Origin of the sequence: Streptomyces sp. NPDC007863 (genome assembly GCF_040633895.1) — a bacterium.
Classification (GTDB): Bacteria; Actinomycetota; Actinomycetes; order Streptomycetales; family Streptomycetaceae; genus Streptomyces.
Window position 1 is genome coordinate 90848 of the sequence record NZ_JBEYEI010000024.1, and the last position, 22780, is coordinate 113627.

General features: G+C 72.9%; 16 protein-coding genes. 11 read left to right on the forward strand and 5 right to left on the reverse strand.

What is annotated here, in order from left to right; all coding sequences use genetic code 11:
- Positions 1-160 precede the first annotated feature (160 nt).
- Positions 161-1810 (forward strand): alpha/beta hydrolase, encoded by a 1650-nt coding sequence (locus ABZ621_RS31740; protein WP_360609899.1) that lies wholly within the window; start codon positions 161-163, stop codon positions 1808-1810.
- Between the two features lie 252 nt (positions 1811-2062).
- On the opposite strand, the gene ABZ621_RS31745 is transcribed toward ABZ621_RS31740, so the two are convergent.
- Positions 2063-2413 (reverse strand): hypothetical protein, encoded by a 351-nt coding sequence (locus ABZ621_RS31745; RefSeq protein WP_360609900.1) that lies wholly within the window; start codon positions 2411-2413, stop codon positions 2063-2065.
- 187 nt (positions 2414-2600) lie between these two features.
- Between ABZ621_RS31745 and ABZ621_RS31750 the strand changes: the two genes are divergently transcribed.
- From ABZ621_RS31750 to ABZ621_RS31765, 4 genes are all read left to right on the forward strand, one after another.
- The gene (locus ABZ621_RS31750; protein WP_360609901.1) at positions 2601-3077 is read left to right on the forward strand and encodes an RICIN domain-containing protein; all 477 of its coding nucleotides are present in this window, start codon (positions 2601-2603) and stop codon (positions 3075-3077) included.
- A 424-nt stretch (positions 3078-3501) separates the two neighbouring features.
- Complete coding sequence (locus tag ABZ621_RS31755; RefSeq protein ID WP_360609902.1) at positions 3502-4542, forward strand: alcohol dehydrogenase catalytic domain-containing protein; 1041 nt, start codon at positions 3502-3504, stop codon at positions 4540-4542.
- A 404-nt stretch (positions 4543-4946) separates the two neighbouring features.
- Positions 4947-5912, forward strand: a complete 966-nt coding sequence (locus ABZ621_RS31760; protein WP_360609903.1) for an alpha/beta hydrolase fold domain-containing protein — start codon at positions 4947-4949, stop codon at positions 5910-5912.
- A gap of 54 nt (positions 5913-5966) precedes the next feature.
- Positions 5967-6965 (forward strand): hypothetical protein, encoded by a 999-nt coding sequence (locus ABZ621_RS31765; protein WP_360609904.1) that lies wholly within the window; start codon positions 5967-5969, stop codon positions 6963-6965.
- Here the strand turns inward: ABZ621_RS31765 and ABZ621_RS31770 are convergent.
- The 4 genes from ABZ621_RS31770 to ABZ621_RS31785 form a co-directional block, all read right to left on the reverse strand.
- A complete protein-coding gene (locus ABZ621_RS31770; RefSeq protein WP_360609905.1) occupies positions 6918-8198 on the reverse strand; it encodes a PP2C family protein-serine/threonine phosphatase in 1281 nt (426 codons plus the stop codon). The two genes, ABZ621_RS31765 and ABZ621_RS31770, sit on opposite strands and share 48 nt — an antisense overlap.
- Before the next feature lie 153 nt (positions 8199-8351).
- Positions 8352-9686: an arginine deiminase gene (locus ABZ621_RS31775; RefSeq protein WP_360609906.1), complete on the reverse strand. Its 1335-nt coding sequence runs from the start codon at positions 9684-9686 to the stop codon at positions 8352-8354.
- A 69-nt stretch (positions 9687-9755) separates the two neighbouring features.
- Positions 9756-11303: a basic amino acid/polyamine antiporter gene (locus ABZ621_RS31780; protein ID WP_360609907.1), complete on the reverse strand. Its 1548-nt coding sequence runs from the start codon at positions 11301-11303 to the stop codon at positions 9756-9758.
- A gap of 1125 nt (positions 11304-12428) precedes the next feature.
- On the reverse strand, positions 12429-14060 hold the full coding sequence (locus tag ABZ621_RS31785) for a long-chain-fatty-acid--CoA ligase (RefSeq protein WP_360609908.1): 1632 nt from the start codon (positions 14058-14060) through the stop codon (positions 12429-12431).
- 621 nt (positions 14061-14681) lie between these two features.
- On the opposite strand from ABZ621_RS31785, the gene ABZ621_RS31790 reads away from it, so the two are divergent.
- From ABZ621_RS31790 to ABZ621_RS31815, 6 genes are all read left to right on the forward strand, one after another.
- Complete coding sequence (locus tag ABZ621_RS31790) at positions 14682-15527, forward strand: hypothetical protein (protein WP_360609909.1); 846 nt, start codon at positions 14682-14684, stop codon at positions 15525-15527.
- The gene (locus tag ABZ621_RS31795; protein ID WP_360609910.1) at positions 15524-16660 is read left to right on the forward strand and encodes an alcohol dehydrogenase catalytic domain-containing protein; all 1137 of its coding nucleotides are present in this window, start codon (positions 15524-15526) and stop codon (positions 16658-16660) included. The genes ABZ621_RS31790 and ABZ621_RS31795 overlap by 4 nt, the downstream gene beginning before the upstream one ends.
- A gap of 149 nt (positions 16661-16809) precedes the next feature.
- Positions 16810-17973, forward strand: coding sequence for an acyl-CoA dehydrogenase family protein (locus tag ABZ621_RS31800; RefSeq protein ID WP_360609911.1), 1164 nt, complete (start codon positions 16810-16812; stop codon positions 17971-17973).
- Positions 17974-18162: 189 nt separating this feature from the next.
- A complete protein-coding gene (locus ABZ621_RS31805) occupies positions 18163-19371 on the forward strand; it encodes an acetyl-CoA C-acetyltransferase (RefSeq protein WP_360609912.1) in 1209 nt (402 codons plus the stop codon).
- A 28-nt stretch (positions 19372-19399) separates the two neighbouring features.
- Complete coding sequence (locus ABZ621_RS31810) at positions 19400-21562, forward strand: 3-hydroxyacyl-CoA dehydrogenase NAD-binding domain-containing protein (protein ID WP_360609913.1); 2163 nt, start codon at positions 19400-19402, stop codon at positions 21560-21562.
- Positions 21555-22604 (forward strand): nitronate monooxygenase family protein, encoded by a 1050-nt coding sequence (locus tag ABZ621_RS31815; RefSeq protein ID WP_360609914.1) that lies wholly within the window; start codon positions 21555-21557, stop codon positions 22602-22604. The genes ABZ621_RS31810 and ABZ621_RS31815 overlap by 8 nt, the downstream gene beginning before the upstream one ends.
- Positions 22605-22780 lie beyond the last annotated feature (176 nt).

Here is a 22780-nt window from a genome sequence, read left to right on the forward strand (position 1 = left end):
TGCGGCCCCGTGCGTTCGCCTCCCCAAGGACCATTTCGCCGGGCCCGTCTCCTCCCGGAGGCGTAGTCGATCCGCTCCTCGCGCGGGATTCCGTACCGCCGCGATCCGCGAAAGGGTGCTGCGGACCGATCCCTCCGCACCCATGAGGAACTGACGCCCTGTGCGCACCCGGATAGCCTCCGTCGTGGCGGTCGCCGCCGCCGCGGCGCTCCTGCCCGCCCTGACCCCCGCCGTCGCCGCGGCCCCGCCGCGCGCCGCGGCCACGACCGCCACCGCCTCCGCCTCCGCCTCCGCCACCACTGCCACCACCACCGAGGCGTTAGCGTCGTACGCACGGCAGAAGCCGCGCTGGACGCCCTGCGACCCGCAGGCGCCCGCCGATCTCGAATGCGCGACCATCAAGGTCCCCCTCGACTACGGCGCCCCGGCCGGCCGGAAGCTCGACCTCGCGATCTCGCGGGCGAAGGCCACCAGCCCCCGGGACCGGCGCGGGGTCCTCCTCCTCAACCCCGGCGGTCCAGGCGGACCGGGCCTCGACATGCCGCTGTGGATGGCGCCCCAACTGCCCGACGCCGTGAAGAAGCGGTACGACCTCATCGGCTTCGACCCGCGCGGCGTCGGCCGCAGCTCGCCGGTGAGCTGCGGCCTCACCGGCGACGAGCTGTCCTGGCAACGCCCTTACAAGGCGACCTCGTTCGACCGGGACGTGCGGTGGGCCAGGACCGTGGCCGAGAAGTGCAGCGCGCGGAACGGCGCCGTCCTGCCCCACCTCACCACCCGCAACACCGCCCGCGACATGGACGTCGTCCGTGCCGTGCTCGGCGAGAGGAAGATCTCGTACCTGGGCTACTCCTACGGCACCTATCTCGGCACCGTCTACACCCAGATGTTCCCGCGCCGTGCCGACCGGTTCGTGCTGGACAGCGCCGTCGACCCGGCGCGCGTCTGGCGCGGCATGATCCAGGTGTGGGCGGAGGGCGCCGAACCGGCGTTCGCCCGCTGGGCCGCGTGGACCGCGCGGCGGGACGCCACGTACCGGCTCGGTGACACTCCCGGCGAGGTCCGCGCCGCCTTCTGGAAGCTGGTCGCGGACGCCGACCGCACCCCGGTCGAACTCGACGGCATGCGGCTGACCGGCGACGACATCAGGACCGGCACCCGCGCCTCCTTCTTCGACCCGCAGGCCGCCGCCGAGCTGGTGGTCCGGCTGAAGACCGCCGCCGAGGGCGGCACCCCGCCGCCGGCGCCGTCCCGGGGGGCCGCGCCGGATCGGCCCGCCCCGCCGTCGTTCGCCGGGCGAGCCGCGCCGCGGGCCGGTGCCGACGTCCCCGACGTACCCGAGGACAACATGGACGCGAGCTTCTGGTCCGTCGTCTGCGCCGACACCCGTGCCTGGCCCCGGGACCCGGAGCGGTACCGCCACGACGCGATCCGCGACAAGGCGGTGTACCCGCTCTACGGCGACATCGCCTCGCACATCAAGCCGTGCGCGTTCTGGCCCGCCGGCTCCGAGCCCGCCACCCGGGTGAGCAACTCCTCCGGCGCGCTGATCCTGCAGAACGAGTGGGACTCCCAGACGCCGCTGGTCAGCGGCAAGGGACTGCGCCGGGTCCTGAAGGGCGCCCGCCTGGCCACCGTCCTCGGCGGCCAGGGCCACGGCGTGTACGGCTCCGGCTCCTGCGCCGACGCGACGGCCACCGCCTACCTGACGACGGGCCGGCTGCCCGCCACCGACGTGACCTGCCGGGCGACACCGCAGCAGACCCGTCAGGATCTGCGGCTCCCGCTGCCGTCCCCGCAGGACTTCTGACCGGCCGGGGCCTTCCCGCGCCGGAAGGCCCCGGACCACCGGAACGAAGGGCTTCCGGGCAGGTGCCCCACACCCAGAATCCCTTCGCCTCCGCGGACTTTCACGACGGGCCAGGATGCGCCGCTTGGCCTCGATCTCGCGCAGGACGGCCTCCTCATCCAGCCGCGCCTCAAGGAACAGACCTGGACTGAGCGCCGGCACATGAAACGGGAAGAGGCCGGCCTGCCGGGCCGGTCCCTTCCTCGTGCCTCGTCAGCCGACCAGAGGTCGCCACCGGTCTTCCCGAGCAGGATCGATGCTGCTGCCCCACACCAGCGCACCACCGACCAGGCCGGGCTTGTCCCGCGTGGCCAGGGCCGGCGCTTCGCGCATGTCGGCGACGTCTTCCAGGTACAGACCCGAGGTGCGATCCCCCACTCCGTGGGAGGCCACCGGAATCCAGGAGGCCGCCCACACGGTGACCCGGTCGTACTCGGGGCGGCGGGCGTTGACGGTGTCCCGCGGCACCAGGGCCTGGTTGCCGGGCAGGTATCGGCACCGTCGACTCTTCCGAGGAAGACCGCCCCGCACGGCCCGTCCCCGCCGGTGGTCACGGACGGCCATGGCCCCGTCCTGCGGTGCGGCCCGACGGCCTTCAGCCGGGTACGGGACAGGGCTCGGCAACTGATCACGACATCGCACGGACCCGCTGTCACTCCGGACCATTCCGGGTGTTCCGCCCCGCTCCTGGACTCCTACTTTGTGTCCCCCCCCCACCAGTTCCACGGACACGAAGGAGACGACGGATCACATGCGCGTCACGACCACACTTCTGCTCGGCGGGGCCCTTGCCCTCACCTCACTCGCCCCGGCGACCGGTGCCCTGGCCGCCTCCGGCCCTTCCGGCTCTGCCGGCCAGGCGGGGACGTACGACGCCGTCCAGTCCTTCCGGAACCAGGCCACGGGCCGGTGCATGGACGACACCAGCAACGGCTTCCGCACCTGGAGCTGCAACGGGTCCCATCCGCAGCAGTGGAACGTGCACGTCTGGGGCGACGGAACACGTGAGTTGAAGAACATCAACACCGGCCGCTGCATCGAGGACACCGACAGCGGCTTCCGCACCGCCGTCTGCAACTCCAGCCCGGAGCAGAGCTGGTGGATCAAGGTCTGGAACGACGGCACCGTCCGTTTCCAGAACCAGCACACCACGCGGTGCATCGACGACAGCTCCCTGGGCTTCCGCACCTGGGCGTGCAACAGCCTTCCCTACCAGAGCTGGTCCTGAGCCCGATCCCGACACACGCCGCGGCACCGCCGCGGGCGTGCGGTCGGCGGTAGAGGAGACGGTGCGCGTGTGACGCCATGCGCACGACGGCCGGGGCGGGTCGTCCCCGGCTGCGGACCCCGGTCGTCCTGCGACGGGGGTCGTGGCCTTCCGACATCCGGCGCGAGGCACCCGGATGAACGGTGGTTACGGCGCTCCAGGTGTGCCGCGCCACCACCGCACATCCGAGGACCGCGGGGGCATGGCCGCGGCTGTGGTGCGCGCGTGGCGGTGCGGGGGCCCGGAATCCGCCGCACGTGGCGGTGGTCCGCGCGAACCGGGCATCCGAGGATGCGGTGGGTGCCGCGGGCCGCGTGACCCGGCGGTTCGTGCCCACAGGCGTGGCGACCGGTGTGTCCGGTCGCCTTCGAGAAGGAGTCGAGGAATGAAGGCAGCACGCTTCCACAGCAGGGAAGACCTCCGGATCGAGGAGGTGCCGGAGCCCGCCCCCGGTCCCGGGCAGGTGAAGCTGCGCAACGCCTACGCCGGCATCTGCGGTTCGGATCTCCACTTCTACTTCGCTCCGGAGTCGCTGCCGTTCGGCCTGGACGAGCCGCACCCGCTGACCGGCGCCACGCTGCCGCAGATCCTCGGGCACGAGTTCTCCGGCACGGTCGTCGAGGTCGGCGAGGGTGTCCACGACGTGAAGGTCGGCGACCGGGGCGCCGTCTACCCGCTCGCGGTCTCCTGCGGCGAGTGCGCGGCCTGCCGGAAGGGGCTGCGCTTCTCCTGCCGGCTGATGGGCTCGCTCGGGTCGAACGTGGAGGGCGGCGGCCTGGCGGAGTTCACCGTGTGCGACGCGTCGAAGCTGCACCTGCTGCCGGACGGCGTGGACCTGCGGATGGGCGCGCTCGTCGAGCCGATGGCCGTGGGCTGGCACGCCGTCGCCCGCAGCGGCATCGAGCCGGGCGGCACGGCGCTGATCGCGGGCGCCGGTCCGATCGGCATCGGTTCCTGGTTCGCGTTCAAGGCCCGGGGGGTGGACCGGGTTCTCGTGTCCGAACCGAGCGCGGACCGTCGCGCGATCATGGCCGGCCTCGGCGCGCGGGTCGTCGACCCGGTGCACGAGGACCTCGCCGCCGCCGTCGCCGCGCTCACCGACGGCCAGGGTGTGGAGGCCGCGGGCGTGGGGGCGGCGGTCGGCTCCGCTCTGGCGGCCCTGGTCCCGGGCGGGCGGCTGGTGGTCGCCTCCCTGCACGAGCATCCGATGGAGTTCCTGCCCACGTCGCTGATGATGGGCGAGACGGAGATCGTCGGCGCGGTCGGCTACCGGCCGGAGGAGTTCGACGCGGTCATCGTCGCCATGGCGGACGGGGTCTACGACACCACCGGCTGGGTGACGGAGCTGCCGCTGGAGGGCGTGGTCGACGCCCTTCACTCGCTGCGTGCCGGGCTGGGCGGGAAGACCCTCCTGAAGGTCGCCTGACCATCCCCCGGACGGTCCGGTGCGGACGGCTGTCAAGGCCGTGCGCACCGGACCGTCCGGCGTTCGCGGAGCAAGCGCGCCGGGCCCCTGCCGTATCGGCGGACCCTGCACGCCGGACCCCGCCATACCGGCGGACCGAGCGCGCCTGACCCTCCCGTACCGGCCGTTCCGGCCGTACCGGCGGGGACCGGTGGACCGGCGGGCCCCGGCGTACCGCCCGGTTCCGGTGGACCGGCAGGCCCCGGCGTACCGGCGGGTGGCGGGTGGCGCGTGCCGGCGGGTCGTGCGCGCGGATGGCGGGGTACCCCGTCCGAGACCGCGGCGATCGGCGGTTCCGCGCCTGGCGCCCGGCGCCGGACGATGAGATCACGCCATGATCCGTCGCCACCGACCAAGGAGCATCGATGTCCAGCGCCCTTCCGCGCCCCCCGTTCGACCCGGAGCTCGACGCCGTCCTCACGGCCCTCGCGGACCGGATACCGCCGACCCTGACCGCGGAGATGATCCCCGGCATGCGCCAGGCGTCCCCGTCGGACGTCACCGACGAGACGCTCGCGGTGCACGGCCTGGTCCGGCGCGACCTGACCCTTCCCGGCCACCGCGGCAACGACATCACCGTCTCGGTGATCACCCGCCGCGACCACCGGGGGTACGGGCCGGGCATCTACCACACGCACGGCGGCGGCATGGTGTCCGGAAACCGCTTCTCGGGCCTGATCCAGGTCCTCCCCTGGGTCGTCGCGCACGACGCCGTCCTCGTCAGCGTCGACTACCGGCTCGCGCCCGAGTTCCCCGACCCGTACCCGGTGGAGGACTGCTACGCCGGTCTGGTGTGGACGGCGGAGCACGCCCGGGGGCTCGGCATGGACCCCGACCGGCTGATCATCGCCGGGCAGAGCGCCGGCGGCGGCCTCGCCGCGGGCGTCGCGCTGCTCGCCCGGGACCGCAAGGGCCCGGCCCTGCTGGGCCAGGTCCTCATCTACCCGATGCTCGACGACCGGGACCGTACGGTCTCGGCCGCCCAGTACGACGGCGTCGGCGTCTGGGACCGCGGCAGCAACCTCATGGGCTGGACCGCCCTCCTCGGCGACCGGCGCGGCGCGGACGGCGTGTCGGTCTACGCCGCGCCCGCCCGCGCCACCGATCTCACCGGACTGCCGCCCGCCTTCATCGACTGCGGATCGGCCGAGGTCTTCCGCGACGAGGACGTCGCCTACGCGACGGCCCTCTGGCACGCGGGCGTGCAGGCCGAACTCCACATCTGGCCCGGCGGTTTCCACGGCTTCGACCTGACCGCGCCGCACACCGCGCTCGCGCACGCCATGACGGCCGCGCGGGACGCCTGGGTGGCCCGTACGCTGGGAGCCTGAGACGGCGGCCCCTCGGATCCCGGCGTACCAGGGTGACGACGTGAAGGAGCGCTGGTGCACCAGTTGGCCGGCAAGCTGAACCAGCTCGACCCGCAGGTGGGCGAGGCCCTGCGGATCGTGGCGTACTTCGACGTCCTCATCGCCAGGGGCGTCGGACTCGACGGCCTCCTGCGCGGCGCGGCGGTGCTCTCCGGGACCGTCGCGGGCGCCGAGATCCGGGGGCGGACGACCCGGCGCGACCCCGACGGACGCCCCGTCACCGACGCCGCCGGTCCCCCACCGCGCGGCTCCCGGCGGTCCCACGCCGAGTGGACGGTGTGGCTGGAGCGGGAAGGCGAACCGGGCGCCGTCGACGAGATGGTCGTCGAGCGTCTCGCCCTGGGGGTCGAGCTCCTGGAGGCCCGCCGTCGTCCCGAGGGCGGCTTCGACGCGGTCGTCGACCCCACCCGTCCGGTCGCCGAGCGCGTGTCGCTCCTCGCGCAGCGCCGGATCACCCCGGCGACGCGGGTGCGGATCCTGGCCACCCCGGCGGAGGCGGCCGAGGTGGGCGAGGTCTCCGCGATCGTGCCGACCCGGTACGGGCTCCTGCGGGCCACGCTCGACACCTCCGGCAGGCTCACCCCGCCGGAACGGGCCGGCTACGGCACCTGGGTGCGCGCCGACCGGGCCCCCGAATCCTGGGAGGCGTCGGTCATCGCGCTGCGGCTGACGGACATCTCCACGCCGGTGGTCGACGCGACGGACCTCGGCGCGATGCTGATGCTCGCGCAGGCGTACGACCCGGACCGTCCGCACGAGGACGTACGGGCCCTCGCCCGCCTCGACCGGCGCTCCGCCGACATCCTCCTCGCCCTGGTGGAAGCCGACAGCATCCGCTCCGCGGCGGCCGGGCTGGGCATGCACCACTCCACCGTGCAGGCGCGCCACGAAGCGCTGACGCGCGCCCTGGGCTACGACCCGCGCACCAACCTCGGCAGGATGCGGTACATCGCCGCCGCGCTGCTGCTACGCCTCACCGACCCCGTCCCCCCGGAGCGCTCCGGACCCCTGTAGCGGGTCGGGGCTGCGGCGCACGGCCAGGACGGTCGTGTCGTCCGTAAGCCCGTGCGCGGCGTGCCGTGCGGCGGCCGCGCGGACGTGCCGGACGAGGCGGCGGGGCTCCGACAGGGCCGGGTCCGCGCGGAGCGCGGAGTCCAGGTCGTCGGAGAGGGGGTAGAAGGCGCCGTCGGCGTCGCGGGCCTCGGTCACCCCGTCGGACACCAGCAGGAGCGTCTCGTCGGGGCGCACGGCGACGACGTCGACGGGCGGCTTCTCGCCGGTGAGGCCGAGCATGCCCAGGGGCAGCGTGACGGCGCCCGTCAGGGGCCGGACGCCGTCCGGTCCGACGGCGAGCGGGGTGAGGTGCCCGCAGTTGACGAGCTCGACGTGGGAGACGTCGTGGCGCTCCGCCGTCCCGCTCGTGGGGAAGCTGATGAGGGCCGCGGTGGCGAAGCGTTCGCTCTCGTCGCCGCCGAGGGCCTGGACGTGTTCCTGGTGGCGGCGCACCCGCTGGTCCATGCGCAGGGCCACGTCGGCGAGGTCGGGCTCGTGGAAGGCGGCTTCGCGGAAGCTGCCGACGAGCGCGGAGGCGCAGGCCACGGCGTCGAGTCCCTTCCCCTGGACGTCGCCGAGGACGAGGCGGGTGCCGTGCGCCGAGGGCTGGATGTCGTAGAAGTCCCCGCCGACCCGCGCGGCGACGTCGGCGGTGGTGTACGCGGCGGCCTGGTCCAGGCCGGCCCAGGCGGAGGGCAGCGGCCGCAGGACGGTGCGGCGGGTCGTCTCGGCGATCTCACGGATGTGGTCGGCCCGGCGGGCGGCGCTCAGCCGGGCGCTGCACACGGCGAGGGCCCCGGCGGCACTGACCATGACCAGGATGAGGCCGGGGAGGCCGGTCAGGGCACCGCCCGGGTAGGAGATGTCGACGGCGGCGTAGGTGCCCAGGGTGAGGAGGCCGTACAGGGCGGTCGTCCGCAGGCCGCACAGGAGGGCGGCCAGGCCGGGGACGAGGGCGACCCAGACGATGCCCCGGAAGCCCTCGCTGGTGGCCACGTCGATGACCACGGTGGCCACCAGGACGAGGGCCGGGAGCAGGGCCGTCAGTACGCGACGGCGGCGGGGCGCGCGCTCCTCGTCGGGAGTCTGATCGGCGAGCGTGGTGCTCGCCGACGGGTCGCCGGGGCGCGGGCAGGGCGTGGGGGCCGCGGTGGAGGCGTGTTCCATCAGGTGCTCCATCAGGTGCTTCACCATTCAATAAGGACAGCACGGGCGGGGCCCGGGCGGAGCTGCCCGAAGGTCCCGTCCGTGCCGGTCCAAGGGCCCGGATCGGTGCCGGGGGTCGGTAGGCGAGGCGGTCAGCAGGGCGAGGCGGTCCTCAGGGGAGGCGGTCCTCAGGCGTGGCGATCAGTAGGCGATCGGGTCCCGGCTGAGGGGGCAGGTCATGCAGTGGGCGCCGCCGCGGCCGCGGCCCAGTTCGCCGCCTCCGATGGTGATCACCTCGACGCCCGCCCGGCGGAGCAGGTCGTTGGTGACGGTGTTGCGGTCGTAGGTGACGACGACGCCGGGTTCCACGGCGACCGTGTTGTTGCCGCTGTCCCACTGCTGGCGCTCGGTGGCGTAGACGTCGCCGCCCGTCGCGACGGTGCGCAGGGCGGGCAGGCCGAGCGCGTCGGCGACGACGGCGGTGAAGGGCCGGGTGCCGTGGTCGGTCACGTGCACGCCGATCGTGCCGTCGTCCGGGCGCACGCCGGCCGTACCGTCGTCCGGGCGCAGGGAGAAGGCGTGGACCCGGTCCATGATCTGCGGGTGCAGGGTGACCAGGTCGCGGTCGAGGAACGTGAACACCGTGTCGAGGTGCATGGCGGCACGCAGCTTCGGCATCCCGGCCACCACCACGTGCTCGGCCGCTCCGTGCTCGAAGAGGGACGCCGCGACCTGGGTGATGGCCTGGCGGGAGGTGCGTTCGCTCATGCCGACCAGGACGACGCCGTTGCCGACCGGCATGACGTCACCGCCCTCGAAGGTGGCCTGGCCCGCGTCGCGGTCCGGGTCGCCCCACCACACCCGCGCGTCCCGGTACTCCGGGTGGAAGGTGTAGATCGCCTTCATGAGAAGGGATTCGCCGTGGCGGGCGGGCCAGTACAGCGGGTTGAGGGTGAGCCCGCCGTAGAGCCAGCTGGTGGTGTCGCGGGTGTAGAGGGTGTTGGGCAGCGGTGGCATGAGGTACTCGCGCCCCCCGGCGGACTGCCGGGCGAGCGCGGCGTAGCCGGAGCGGAACTCCGCGGGGAGGTCGTCGACGGCGAGTCCGCCGATGAGGTACTCGGCCAGCGTCGACGGGTCCAGCTCATCGAGGAAGGCGCGGACGCCGACGACGAGACCGAGGCCGACCTCGTTGGCCGTGATCTTGCGGCTGAGCAGCCAGTCGCGTGCGCCGGGCAGGGCCATCGTGTCGGCGAGCAGGTCGTGGAGTTCCACCACGTCGACGCCGCGCTGCCGCAGGCCGGCGACGAAGTCCGCGTGGTCCCGCTGCGCCTGCTCGACCCAGAGCACGTCGTCGAAGAGGAGGTCGGCGGCGTTGGTCGGGGTCAGCCGGCGGTGGGCGAGGCCGGGCCGGCAGACGAGGACCTTCCGCAGCGTCCCGACTTCGGAGTGCACCCCGTGCCCGACGGCCGGGGATGTCGGGGATGCCAGGGATGCCGGGAAGGCCTGGGAGGCGGGGGTGCGCGAGAGGGTGGTCATGGCGGTTCCCTTCCGGGTGGAGGTGACGAGCGCCTCCGGGTGCGGGTCGTGCGCGAAGGCGCGCGGGGGTCAGAGGTCGATCGAGCCGGTGGCCAGGGCGAGCACGGCCGCCGCCGCGCCGAGGACGACGAGGACGCACAGCACGAGTTCCGGGCGGGTGAAGGCGCGGCGGCCCTGTTCCCGGCGTGCCAGCACGTACAGCGCGGTCGCCGGGGCGTACAGCAGGAACGACAGGAGCAGGAAGCCGGGGCCGGCCGCGTACAGCAGGAACAGGGAGTAGAGGGTGGCGGCGACGGGGACCACGAGCTGCACCGCGCGCCGCTGCCGGAACCTCGCGGGAGCGGGGCCCCGCGTGGTCCCGGTGCCGAGGGCGTACCGCACCGCGAATCCGGCGGCGAGCAGGAACGGGATCAGGGAGAGGGCGCTGGTGAGGTCGAGGGCGAAGTTGAAGGCGTTCTCGGAGAACATCGTGATCACGAGCGCCACCTGCGACAGCAGCGTGCTCATCAGCAGCGCGGACGACGGTACGTCGCCGTGTGCGGTGCGCTGGAGGAAGCGGGGCATGTCGTCGTTCCGGGCCGCCACGTGGAGGACCTCGGCCGCCATCAGCGTCCACGCGAGGTACGCGCCGAGCACCGAGACGATCAGCCCGGCGCTGACGAACGCCGTGCCCCAGGGCCCGACCGCGTGCTCCAGGACCCCGGCCATCGACGGCTGCCGCAGCTCGGCGATCTCGCCCACCGGCATGATCCCGTACGACACGATCGTGACCGACGCGAAGACGGCGAAGACGCCCAGGAACCCCAGGACCGTGGCCCGTCCGACGTCCTCCCGGCGCCGGGCGTGCCGCGAGTAGACGCTGGCCGCCTCGATGCCGAGGAACACGAAGACGGTGATCAGCATGGTGCCGGCGACCTGGTCGAACAGTGATCCCGCGTAGGCGGCGCCGCCGAAGTTGTCGGCGAACACGCCCGGGTCGAAGAAGAACAGCGCCAGGACGACGAAGACGAGGATCGGCACCACCTTCGCCGCGGTGACGATGCGGTTGAGGAGCGCCGCTTCCCGTACGCCGCGCCGGACGAGGAAGTAGAAGGCCCACAGGCCCGCGGTCGACAGCGCGGCGGCGAGCAGGGTGTCACCCGCTCCGAGGGCGGGCCAGAGCGCACCCAACGTGGACATGATCAGCACCCAGTAGGTGACGTTGCCGACGCAGGCGCTGGCCCAGAAACCGATGGCGGAGAGGAAGCCGGTGTACTGCCCGAACCCGGCCTTGGCGTAGGCGTACACGCCCGAGTCGAGATCCGGCCGGCGGACGGCGAGCCGCTGGAACACCAGCGCCAGCATCAGCATGCCGGTGCCCGCGACGGCCCAGGCGATGAGGGCACCGCCCACACCGGTCTCCTGGGCGAAACGGCCCGGCAGGGAGAACACTCCGGCCCCGACCATGGAGCCGACGACCATGCCGACCATCGTCGTCAGGGCGAGACCGGCACGCTTGCCGCCCTGCGACCGCGCCGTGGCGTCACGCGCCCGGGCAGGCCGCTCGGAGGACCGCCCACCCGGTGGAGACGGCGCCGCAGGGGTGTGGACGGAGGGGGGTGTCTGCAGGTCGGTCATGGTGAACTCCGGTGGTCACATGAGCGCGAGGGATGATCGGGCAGGGGGACGGACGCTTATCCGGCGAGGAGCAGGCCGGTGGCGAACACGGCGAGGACGAGGAGGGTCAGGACGACGGCCTCGGCCACGACGAGCGACCGCCGCCGCCGAGACCCGGACCGGCCCGGAGAGGACGGCGACGTCCTTTCCCCCCCCGTGGGGAATCGGCGTCCTGGTCCGGCGTCGGGGCCACGGAGGCTCGGGACGGTGAGAGTTCGGCTTCGGGTTCGTACGTGCTGTTCATGTCGGCTCCTGAGGGCCCACGGCGCTGGGGCCCCTGGGCGGAATTTCGACAGATCCGCGGACGGTAATTCCAGGAAAAGGGTTCCGCGGTGTGCGCAAATTCACCGTACAAGACCCTTTACCGGGCTCCAACAAGCGGCTTCGAAGGATGGCCGGACAGGACCTTTGACCCTTCGGGGAGGGGCCTTCGGTCCGGTGCGGACCGCGAACAGACCGTCGACTCAAGGGAATTACGGCACCAGGGTCCCGCTGCCGCCGAACAGCGACCCACGAAAACGCCTGCCCTTTCGACCGCACTCGGCCGAGAAAACCCGAACGCCCTCCTTCTTCATTCGGGAAGAAAGTCGACTGCGCGCGGGAAAAGAAGGGGGCCAAAGTCCCGGACGCAGGGGACCTCCGCAGGTTTGTCGACCAAGAGGACCCGATACAGGCGTGGGATTCGCCGGGGCGATGGGCCCAGACGAGGCCGCGGTGCTCGTCGTGCCCGGCCAGCTCGTCGTGCTCGTCGCGCTCGTCGTGCTCGTCGGCAACCGCGCCACTGACAACCAAAAGTTGTCCCGTAGGCGGGGTTCCGTGGTCACGGGGGTTCAGAGGAAGACCAGTGGGACGTCCTTCTCGATGCAGAGCCGCAGGACGCCCGCGAGCCGGCGGGCGTCCTTGATGTGCGGTTCACCAGGGCACCGGGATCGTCATCCCGCACCGCCGGCGACGCCCGTGCCGATCACGACACCGGCGCGTTCTCGGCGGGGGCGATCCGTCGTCGGCGGCACGGCCGGGGCGGCGCGGTCGGGGGTGCGCGGTCGGGGGTGCGCGGTCTCTCCTCGCGGGGGTCGAGGCTTCTGGTCAGAGCCGACGCGGGTGGCTCGACTGAGGGGCTTGGGCGAGGGCGCGCAGGGCGCCCTTGGTGACCTTTCCGCCGGCGTTGCGGGGCAGCTGGGGAAGCGTCACCAGGTCTTTGGGCATCTTGAAGGAGGCGAGCTTCCCGCCGAGGAAGCCGAGCAGGTCGGGAAGCGCCAGGTCGGCGTCCGGGGCGACCGCGACGAACGCGACGGGGATCTGCCCCCAGCGCTCGTCGGGCCTTCCGACCACCGCCACCTCGCGCACCGAGGGGTGTTCGGCGATGACGTTCTCCAGCTCGGCGCAGTAGATGTTCTCCCCGCCGCTGATGATCATGTCCTTCTTGCGGTCGACCACCCAGACGAAGCCCTCCTCGTCCTGCCTGACCAGGTCCCCGGAGTGGAACCAGCCGCCGTGGAAGGCGTCCGCGGTCTCCTCGGGCTTGTTCCAGTACCCCTGGGTGACCGTCGGGCCGCGGTAGACGATCTCTCCGACGTCGCCCTTCGGCACGTCGTTCATGGCGTCGTCGACGATGCGGTACTGGACGTTCGGGATCGGCCGGCCCACCGAGCCCAGCTTGCGCAGGGAGTCCTCGCCGCGCAGGACACAGGTGATGGGCGAGGTCTCCGTCTGGCCGAAGACCGCGACGTTGAGCGCGGCGGGGAAACTCCGTTCCATGGCCCTCAGGGTCGTGTCGGTGGCCGGAGCCGCGCCCCAGCTGATGACGCGCAGCTTGAGATCGCGCTTGTCGATGTCGGGCTGGGCGCAGATCAGGTCCCACTGCTGGGGCACGTTGAAGACGATGGTGGCGCCCTCCCGTTCGTAGGCGTCGAGGACGGCCTTCGGGTCGAAGGCGCCGAGCGGGTGGATCACCACCGTGCCGCCGAGGAGGAAGGCGGCGACGATCGAGCCCAGGCCGGCGATGTGGAAGAACGGCGCCGTGAGGAAGCTGACGTCGGAGTCGTCGGACATGTCCATCGCCCGGATGCAGGTGATGGCCTGCACCTGCATGTTGCGGTGGGAGAGCAGCACGCCCTTGGGGCGACCGGTGGTGCCCGAGGTGTACATGATCAGCGCGGTGGACTCCTCGCTGACGTCGGGGAGTTCCATGGGCCCGTACGCGGCCAGGCACTCCTCGTACCCGATCTCCTCCCTGGCCTCTCCCCCGGCCTCTCCCCCGGCCTCTCCCCCGGCCTCTCCCCCGAGCGCGTCCGGGTCGGTGATGACGATCACCGTGGCGACGGAGGCGGCGGCCGGGGTCGCCCGGAACATCGGGAGGAGCCGGGCGTCGACCACGACGGCTGCCGGGGTGCAGTCGTCCAGGATGTATCCGAGCTCCGGGGGCGCGAGCCGGAAACTGAGCGGGACGGCGATGGCGCCCAGGCTGTTCGCCGCGAAGACGCTCTCCACGAACCAGGGGTGGTTGAGGGTCAGCATGGCCACGCGGTCACCGGCCCGCACGCCCCGGTCGGCGAGGGCGGCGGCGAGCCGGAGGGAACGCTCCGACAGCCGAGCCCAGGTCGTGGTGGCTCCCGCGTATCGCAGGGCGGGCTTGTCGGGGCGCATCGTGGCGTGTGTGGCCGCCTGGGCCATCCAGTGGTGCCGAAAAGACCATGCGGGAGCCGTACCGGTGGACATGCCACTCCTCGGATTCCAAGCGGATGGAGGTGGAGCCTGCGGCCACTATGCATGAGAAGTAGCCGCCCAGGAAGATTCTTGTTAATCGAGAATCACATCTTTCACGCGCCTCGGCCGGCTTGCCGGGCGGGTGGTCGGACCGGGACCATCCCGGCGGCGAAGCCGGCGGCAAGGCCCGCGGACGGGTCTCGACGCACCCCAGGGGGCACGCCCTGGCCACGCGCATGCCGCCACGGGCGACGGCGGGCCACGGAGTCGGAGGTCGTGACTGCGCGTCAGGTGATCGACCGGCTGCCCCGACGCGCCGACCGGCAGCAGCCCTCGGGCGACCACACCGAGGCACCGGGGGCAAGCTCGCCGCCGCCCGTGGGACCCCGAGGGTGGTGTCGACCGGTCAACTCCGCCTCCTGGCGAGATTTTCCCTTCACTTTCCGACCAGCCTCAGCCGGGGAAGGACCCTGCCGCATCGATGGCGAGCAGGGGGTTCACTCACGCAACACGCTTGTTCTCCGATGTGATTCCTGATTAACATAACGATGCGTTCGATCGTCGGTGGGGTTGGCTGCGCGCTGCCGGAAGCCGCCCCCTGCCCCCGCGTCCGTCGGCACCTCAAGGAGCCCCATGAGCACGGAGAAGGAACAGACCGAAGAGCCCCCGCCGGTGGCGGCCGTGCCTCGCACCTCCTGGGTGACCGACCGGCTGACCGGGCAGGACGTGGCGCGGGTCGCGGCCATCGCCCGGCACTACGGACGACGCGCCGACCGGCATCTGGCGGCCCGCCGTGGACACGGGAGGGTTGCCGGCCCGACCAAGATCAGGGAGACGCGAGTGCCGAAGGGCACGGTCGGCGTCCTCTTCCCCCGTCACCTCCCCCTCTGCCTCGGGGGCGATGACGTGCTCCGGGCGCGGCTGGGCGAGGCGGGACCGCCCGCCGGGGTGTGGGGCGGAGCAGCCGACGACGGGGCGGCGGGCACCTCCCTGGGTAACGCCGGCGGGTTCGTCTGCTTCACCGGGCCGACCGCGACCGGATGCGACGTAGCGGAGCGCGCCGCCAGACGGCTCGTCCAGGCGACAGCGGCGCTGCGGCCCAGTGGCTACTACGCCTCCGACCACGGTTCTCTGGTCTCCCCGGCGCGGCACGCCACGGTCGGGGCGCAGGGCGGCGACGCCTGCGTCCAGGGGGCGAGCGTACTGACGGGCAGGCGGGCGCTGCCGCGCGTCGGCCCGTTGTTCCACGCCCCGCCGGTCCAGCAGGGCGTCACCCCCGCAGGCTTGCTCCACACCGGTGCGATCAACGTCAACGTCAACGACCGTGCCACCGAAGCGGGCATGGGCGGCATGGACGGCAGCAGGCTCGGCCGACGCCCCGGGGCCGAGGGCATCCGCAAGTACACCGAGAACCGGACCGTCGTCCCGCACCGGACCGACAGCCGACCGGCCCCGTGCCGTCGGCCGGGTGTGCGGTGAGCGGCGCGACGGGCACGGTGTCCGCGTACGAGCACCGCCCCAAGGCCGGGGCAGGAGCCAAGGACGGGGCCGGGGCCGGTACGAGGATCTCCGTCCTGCTTTCCCATGGCTCCGCGCTCGGCGAACTCGTCGAGGCCGAACTGGACGCGCCCCGCGACGACGAGGTCGTCGTCCGCGTCGAGGCCGTCGGGGTGTGCCACACGGACCTCCTGGCCCAGAAGCGGCTCGGCAGCCGTTCGGCCGTGCTGGGGCACGAGGGGTGCGGCACCGTGGAGCGCCTGGGCCCCCGCGCGGAAGGGCTCGCGGTCGGCGACCGGGTGGTGCTCTCCTTCGCCTCCTGCGGAGAGTGCGACCCGTGCCGGTCCGGCTTCCCCGGGTACTGCGCCCACTCGGCCGCGCTCAACGGCTCGGGGCGGCGCCGGGACGGCTCACCGACCCTGCGCGTCGGGGGTGAACCCGTGTTCGGCTCCTTCTTCGGTCAGTCGTCCTTCGCGACGTCGGTCCTGGCCGGCGCCCGGTCCTGCGTCCCCGTGGGGGACCTGTCGCCTGCGGTCGCCGCTCCTCTGGGCTGCGGCTTCCTGACCGGCGCGGGCGCGGTGCTCAACGTCCTGCGGCCCCGGCCCCGCGACCGGCTCCTGGTCGTCGGCGCCGGCGGCGTGGGGGCCGCCGCGGCGCTCACGGCGCTCTCCGAGGGCGTCGAGGTCGTCGTGGCGGAGCCGGTCGAGGCCCGCCGGGCGCTGCTCGCCTCTCACGGTGCCTCGGCCGTCGCCTCGCTGGACGAGCCGATCCCCCCGGTGACCCACGCCCTCGACACCACGGGGCGGCCCGAGGCGATCGCCCGCGCGCTCTCCCTGCTCCGGCCGCGCGGCGCGCTCGCGGTCGTCGGGCTCGGCCCCGCCGAGATCCCCCTCGACGTCCGGTCCCTGACGATGCGCGGGCTGCGGCTGTTCGGCTGTGTCGAGGGCGACGCCGAACCCGCTCTTCTCATACCCGAGCTGGTCCGGCGCCACCGCGACGGACTGCTGCCCCTCGACCGGCTGGTGACCACCTACGCCCTCGGCGACATCGAGCGCGCGGTGGCGGACCAACGGGCCGGGCTGACGCTGAAGGCCGTCCTCCTGCCCGGGACCTGACCGCCCCGCCCCTTCACCCCCACCCCCTTCACCGACACCCCCCTTCACTCGCACTCCCTTCATCTCCCGCCCGGTCATCTCTCGCCCGGACGCGCTCCCGGGCACGACGACGCGCCCGCCCCATCACCCGATCCGAGACAGGGGTCCCCATGACCGACGTGATCTCCGCCCGACGCGCGCTCTACGAGCACGAGCACGAGCTCCTGAGGAAGACGGCCCGTGCCTTCGCCGACAAGCACGCCGCCCCGCACGCCGCACGGTGGCGCTCCGAGGGGCGGGTCGACCGCGCCCTGTTCGAGGAGGCCGCCCGCGCGGGCATCCTCGGTTTCAACATCCCCGAGGAGTACGGCGGCGGCGGGGTGACCGACTACCGTTTCAACTCCGTGATCGGCGAGGAGTTCTCCCGTCATCCGGCGTCCGACGGGCTCGCCGGGGTGACGCTCTCCAACGACATCGTGGTGCCCTACTTCACCGATCTGACCGACGACGAGCAGAAGGCCCGGTGGCTGCCCGGCATCGCCGCCGGGGAGCTGATCGTCGCCGTGGCGATGACCGAGCCCGGCACCGGCAGTGATCTGGCCGGCATCGCCACCACGGCCGTCCTCGACGGCGACGAGTACGTGCTCAACGGCAGCAAGGTCTTCATATCCAACGGGCAGAACGCCGACCTCGTCGTGACGGCCGTGCGCACCGGGCCCGACCGGCACGGCGGGATCAGCCTGCTGGTCGTCGAGGCCGACAGGCCCGGCTTCGCCCGGGGGCGCAACCTGGAGAAGGTCGGTCTGCACGCCCAGGACACCAGCGAGTTGTTCTTCCACGACGTGCGGGTCCCGGCGGCCAACCTCCTCGGCGAGGAGGGCTCGGGCTTCGCCGCGCTGATGCGCAACCTCCCCCAGGAGCGGATCTCGATCGCCGCCAACGCGGTGGCGTCCATGGAGGGCGTGCTCGAACGGACCCTGGAGTACGTGAAGGAGCGCAAGGCGTTCGGCCGGGCGATCGGCTCCTTCCAGAACACCCGTTTCGAGCTCGCGGAGATGGTCACCACGGCCCGGGTGGGCCGCTCCCATCTGGACGACCTTCTCGCCCGGCACTCCCGGGGCGAGCTCACCGCGGTGGACGCGGCCGCCGCGAAGTTCTGGGCCACGGAGCAGTACGTGAACGCCGTCGGGCGCTGCCTGCAACTCCACGGCGCCTACGGCTACATGCTGGAGTACCGCATCGCGCACGACTACCTCGACTCGCGCATCACCACCATCTACGGCGGCACCACCGAGATCATGAAAGAGATCGTCGGCCGCGACCTGGGCCTCTAGGCCCTGCCCGAGGGCAGGCGCCCCAGACCCAGGTATCTACCCCAGCGGCTAACGCCCCACGCCCGGGGTCCTCCCCGAAGACGGCGAAGGCCCGCACCCCTCCCTCCGCTCCGGGGCGTCCCGCCCCCCGTCGAGCACCCCGGCGTCCGGGCCTCTCCGGACCCTTCCCGTCCCACGAAAGGGAGCGTCATGTCCGACGCCTACATCTACGACGCCGTTCGGACGCCGCGCGGCAGGAACCGCGGCGGCGCGCTGCACGGCACCAAGCCGGTCGACCTGGTCGTGGGGCTGATCCACGCGATCCAGGAGCGCCATCCGTCGCTCGACCCGGAGGTGATCGACGACATCGTGCTCGGCGTGGTGTCGCCGGTCGGTGAGCAGGGCGGCGACATCGCCCGTACCGCCGCGCTGGTGGCGGGGCTGCCGCACACGGTGGCCGGCGTTCAGGTGAACCGTTTCTGCGCCTCCGGTCTGGAGGCGGTCAACCTCGCCGCCCAGAAGGTGGCCTCGGGGTACGAGAGCCTCGTCCTGGCGGGCGGGGTCGAGTCGATGTCGCGGGTCCCCCTCGGCTCGGACGGCGGCGCCTACGCGCAGGACCCCACCACCGCCCACGACGCGTACTTCGTGCCCCAGGGCATCGGCGCCGACCTGATCGCGATCCTGGAGGGCTTCACCCGCGAGGACGTCGACGCCTACGCGGCCCGCTCGCAGGAGCGGGCCGAAACCGCCTGGCGCGAGGGGCGCTTCGGCAGGTCGGTCGTCCCCGTCCGCGACATGAACGGGGTCCTGCTGCTCGACCACGACGAGCACCGTCGCCCCGGCACCACGGCGGAGAGCCTCGCCGCGCTGCCCGCCGCCTTCGCCGGTGTCGGCGCGGCGGCCGGTTTCGACGCGGTCGCCCTGCAGAAGTACCACCACCTGGAGCGGATCCAGCACGTCCACCACGCGGGCAACAGCTCCGGCATCGTCGACGGCGCCGCGCTCACCCTGGTCGGCAGCCGGGAGATCGGCGAGCGCCTCGGTCTCGTCCCGCGCGCCCGGATCGTGGCGACGGCCGTGACCGGCTCCGAGCCCACGATCATGCTCACCGGTCCGACGCCCGCCACCAGGAAGGTCCTGGCGGCGGCGGGCCTGGAGATCGACGACATCGACCTGTTCGAACTGAACGAGGCGTTCGCGGCGGTCGTCATGAAGTGGCAGCGCGACCTGAAGGTCCCCGACGACAAGGTCAACGTCAACGGCGGGGCCATCGCGCTGGGCCACCCGCTGGGCGCCACCGGAGCCATGATCCTCGGCACCCTCCTCGACGAGCTGGAGCGGACCGGCGGCCGCCGCGGTCTCGCGACGCTCTGCGTCGGCGCCGGGATGGGCATCGCCACCGTCATCGAACGCCTCTGACCCCGCGCGACGAAAGGGAACCACCGACATGACCGCATCCGCCATCTCTTCCGTGCGCGACGCCGACGGCGTCGTCACCCTCGTCCTGGACGACCCCGCCTCCTCGGTCAACACCATGAACGACGCCTTCATGGCCGGTCTGGAGGAGTGCGTCCCGAGGCTGGAGGCCGAACGCGACGAGATCACCGGCGTCCTGCTGGTCTCCGCCAAGAAGACCTTCTTCGCGGGCGGCGACCTGAACCGGCTGCGCGCGGGCAGCGCCGACAGGGCGGCCGAGGAGACCGCGTACATCGACCGTATGAAGGACTGGATGCGCCGGCTGGAGAAGCTCGGCCGGCCGGTCGTCGCGGTGCTGAACGGCACCGCCCTGGGCGGCGGCCTGGAGGTCGCCCTCTGCGCCCACCACCGGATCGCCGTCGACCTGCCCGGCAGCCGTTTCGGCCTGCCCGAGGTCGGCCTCGGCCTGCTGCCCGGCGGGGGCGGCATCACCCGTACGGTGCGCATGTTCGGCCTGCACAAGGCCCTCTCCGACATCATCCTGTCCGCACGGAAGTTCGACGCCCGGGAGGCCCTGGCCGCCGGTCTCGTCGACGAGCTGGCCCCGGACGCCGAGGAGGCCGAGGTCCGGGCGCGGGCCTGGATCGCCGGGCATCCGGACGCGTCGCAGCCGTGGGACGCGAAGGGCTTCCGCCTCCCGGGAGGCGAGGTGGGGAGCCCTGAGGTCGCCGGGACCCTGCCGGTGCTGTCGGGGCTGCTGCGCAAGCGGACCCGGGGGGCGCCGATGCCGGCGCCGCGCGCCGCGCTGGCCGCCGCCGTCGAGGGCGCCCACGTCGACTTCGACACCGCCTCGCGGGTGGAGACCAGGTACCTGGTCAGCCTGCTCGGCGGGCAGGTCACCAAGAACATGATCAAGGCGTTCTTCTTCGATCTGCAGGAGATCGGCTCCGGCGCGAGCCGCCCTGCCGGGTTCGGGCGCTTCGCCGCACGGAAGGTCGGGGTCGTCGGCGCGGGCATGATGGGCGCGGGCATCGCCTACGTGAGCGCCAAGGCCGGCATCGACGTCGTCCTCAAGGACGTCACGCCCGAGGCCGCGGAGCGGGGCAAGGAGTACTCCCGGACGCTGGAGTCGAAGGCGCTGGCCTCGGGCCGGACCTCCCGGGAGCGCTCGGACGCGCTGCTGGGGCGGATCCGCACGACGGCGGAGGCGGCCGACTTCGCCGGGGTGGACTTCGTCATCGAGGCCGTCTTCGAGTCGGTGCCGGTGAAGCAGCGGGTCTTCCAGGAGATCCAGGACGTCGTGGACCCCGACGCGGTCCTCGGGTCCAACACCTCCACCCTGCCGATCAGCCTGCTGGCCAAGGGGGTGGCGCGCGAGCGCGACTTCATCGGCATCCACTTCTTCAGCCCGGTCGACAAGATGTCCCTGGTCGAGATCGTCCGGGGCGAGCACACCTCCGACGAGACGCTGGCCAAGGTCTTCGACTACGTCCTGCAGATCGGCAAGACCCCCATCGTGGTCAACGACTCGCGGGGCTTCTTCACCTCGCGGGTGATCGGCCGCTTCATCGCCGAGGCCGTCGCCGCCGTCGGCGAGGGTGTCGAGCCGGCCAGCGTCGAGCAGGCCGCGCTCCAGGCCGGCTACCCGGCGGGCGCGCTCCAGCTGCTTGACGAGCTGACCCTCTCCCTGACACAGCGGATCCGCGTCGAGACCCGGGCCGCCGAGGAGGCCGAAGGGAAGACCTGGGTGGCGCACCCCTCGGAGGACGTCGTCGACTGGATGCTGGAGCAGGGCCGCGTCGGACGGCGCGAGCGCGCCGGCTGGTACGACTACGACGCCTCGGGCAGGCGGACCGGGATCTGGCCGGGCGTCCGCGAGCGGTACGGTTCGGGGCGGCTCGTGCTGCCGCTGCGGGACCTCCAGGAGCGCATGCTGTTCGCCGAGGCGCTCGACACCGTCGACTGCCTCGACACGGGCGTGCTGACCAGCGTGGCCGACGCGAACGTGGGCTCGATCCAGGGCATCGGCTTCCCGGCCTGGACCGGCGGCGTCCTGCAGTACGTCAACCAGTACGAGGGCGGCCTGCCGGGCTTCGTCGCCCGGGCGCGCGAACTGGCCGCGGCCTACGGCGACCGGTTCCTGCCACCCGCGTCACTGGTGGAGCGCGCCGAGCGGGGCGAGACGTATGTCTGAGGCCGTCACCGCCGCGCCGCGCCTGCGCACCCGGTTCACGGAGCTGCTGGGGATCGAACACCCGGTGGTGCAGGGCGGGATGATGTGGGTGGGGCGGGCCGAACTGGCCGCCGCCGTCTCGGAGGCCGGCGGGCTCGGCATCGTCACGGCCCTCACCCAGCCCACCCCGGCGGATCTGGCACGGGAGATCGAGCGGACCCGCGCGCTCACCGACAAGCCGTTCGGGGTCAACCTCACGATCCTGCCGACGATCACGCCGCCGCCGTACGACGAGTACCGGCGGGCGATCGTCGACTCCGGGGTGACGATCGTCGAGACGGCGGGGTCCAGCCCCGAACCTCACATGGAGTTCTTCGCGAGCCATGGTGTGCGGGTCGTCCACAAGTGCACGAGCGTGCGGCACGCCGTGAAGGCGGAGCGGCTCGGGGTGGCCGCGGTGTCGATCGACGGATTCGAGTGCGCGGGCCATCCCGGCGAGGACGACGTGCCGGGTCTGGTGCTGATCCCCGCCGCCGCCGACGCGCTGACGATCCCCTTCATCGCCTCGGGCGGCTTCACCGACGGGCGCGGTCTGGCGGCGGCGCTGGCGCTCGGCGCGGACGGGGTCAACATGGGGACCCGTTTCCTCTGTTCCGCGGAGGCGCCGGTGGCCGATGCCGTCAAACGGAGGATCGTCGAGGCGTCCGAGCTCGACACCCGGCTCGTCTTCCGGGAGTTGCGCAACACGGCCCGCGTGGCCCGCAACGCCGTCAGCGAGGAGGTCGTCCGGATCCTGGCGGACGGCGGGGCGTTCGAGGACGTCCGGGCGCTGGTGGCGGGGGCGCGCGGTCGCAGGGTCTTCGAGGACGGCGACCTCGACGCCGGCATCTGGTCCGTCGGCCTGTCCCAGGGGCTGGTGCGCGACATCGCCCCGGCCGGCGTGCTCGTGGAGCGGATCGTGCGCGAGGCACGGGACGTGATCGAGCGGCTGTCGGTGACGTTCGCCGACGGCCCCGGCCCGGCTCCGGCGTTCGCCCGGGCGGGCGGGACGCCCACGGCGTAGTGCGACCGCGCCCCGTCGGCAGACGGCAGACGGCAGACGGCAGACGGCAGACGGCAGACGGCAGACGGTCGACGGCCGACGGGGCCGTCCGGGACCCCCACCGTCCCAGGGACGACGTCCTGGGCGCGCGCCGCAGCAGGGCGATGACGCCGCCGTCCCGGCACCGCCCCCCACCT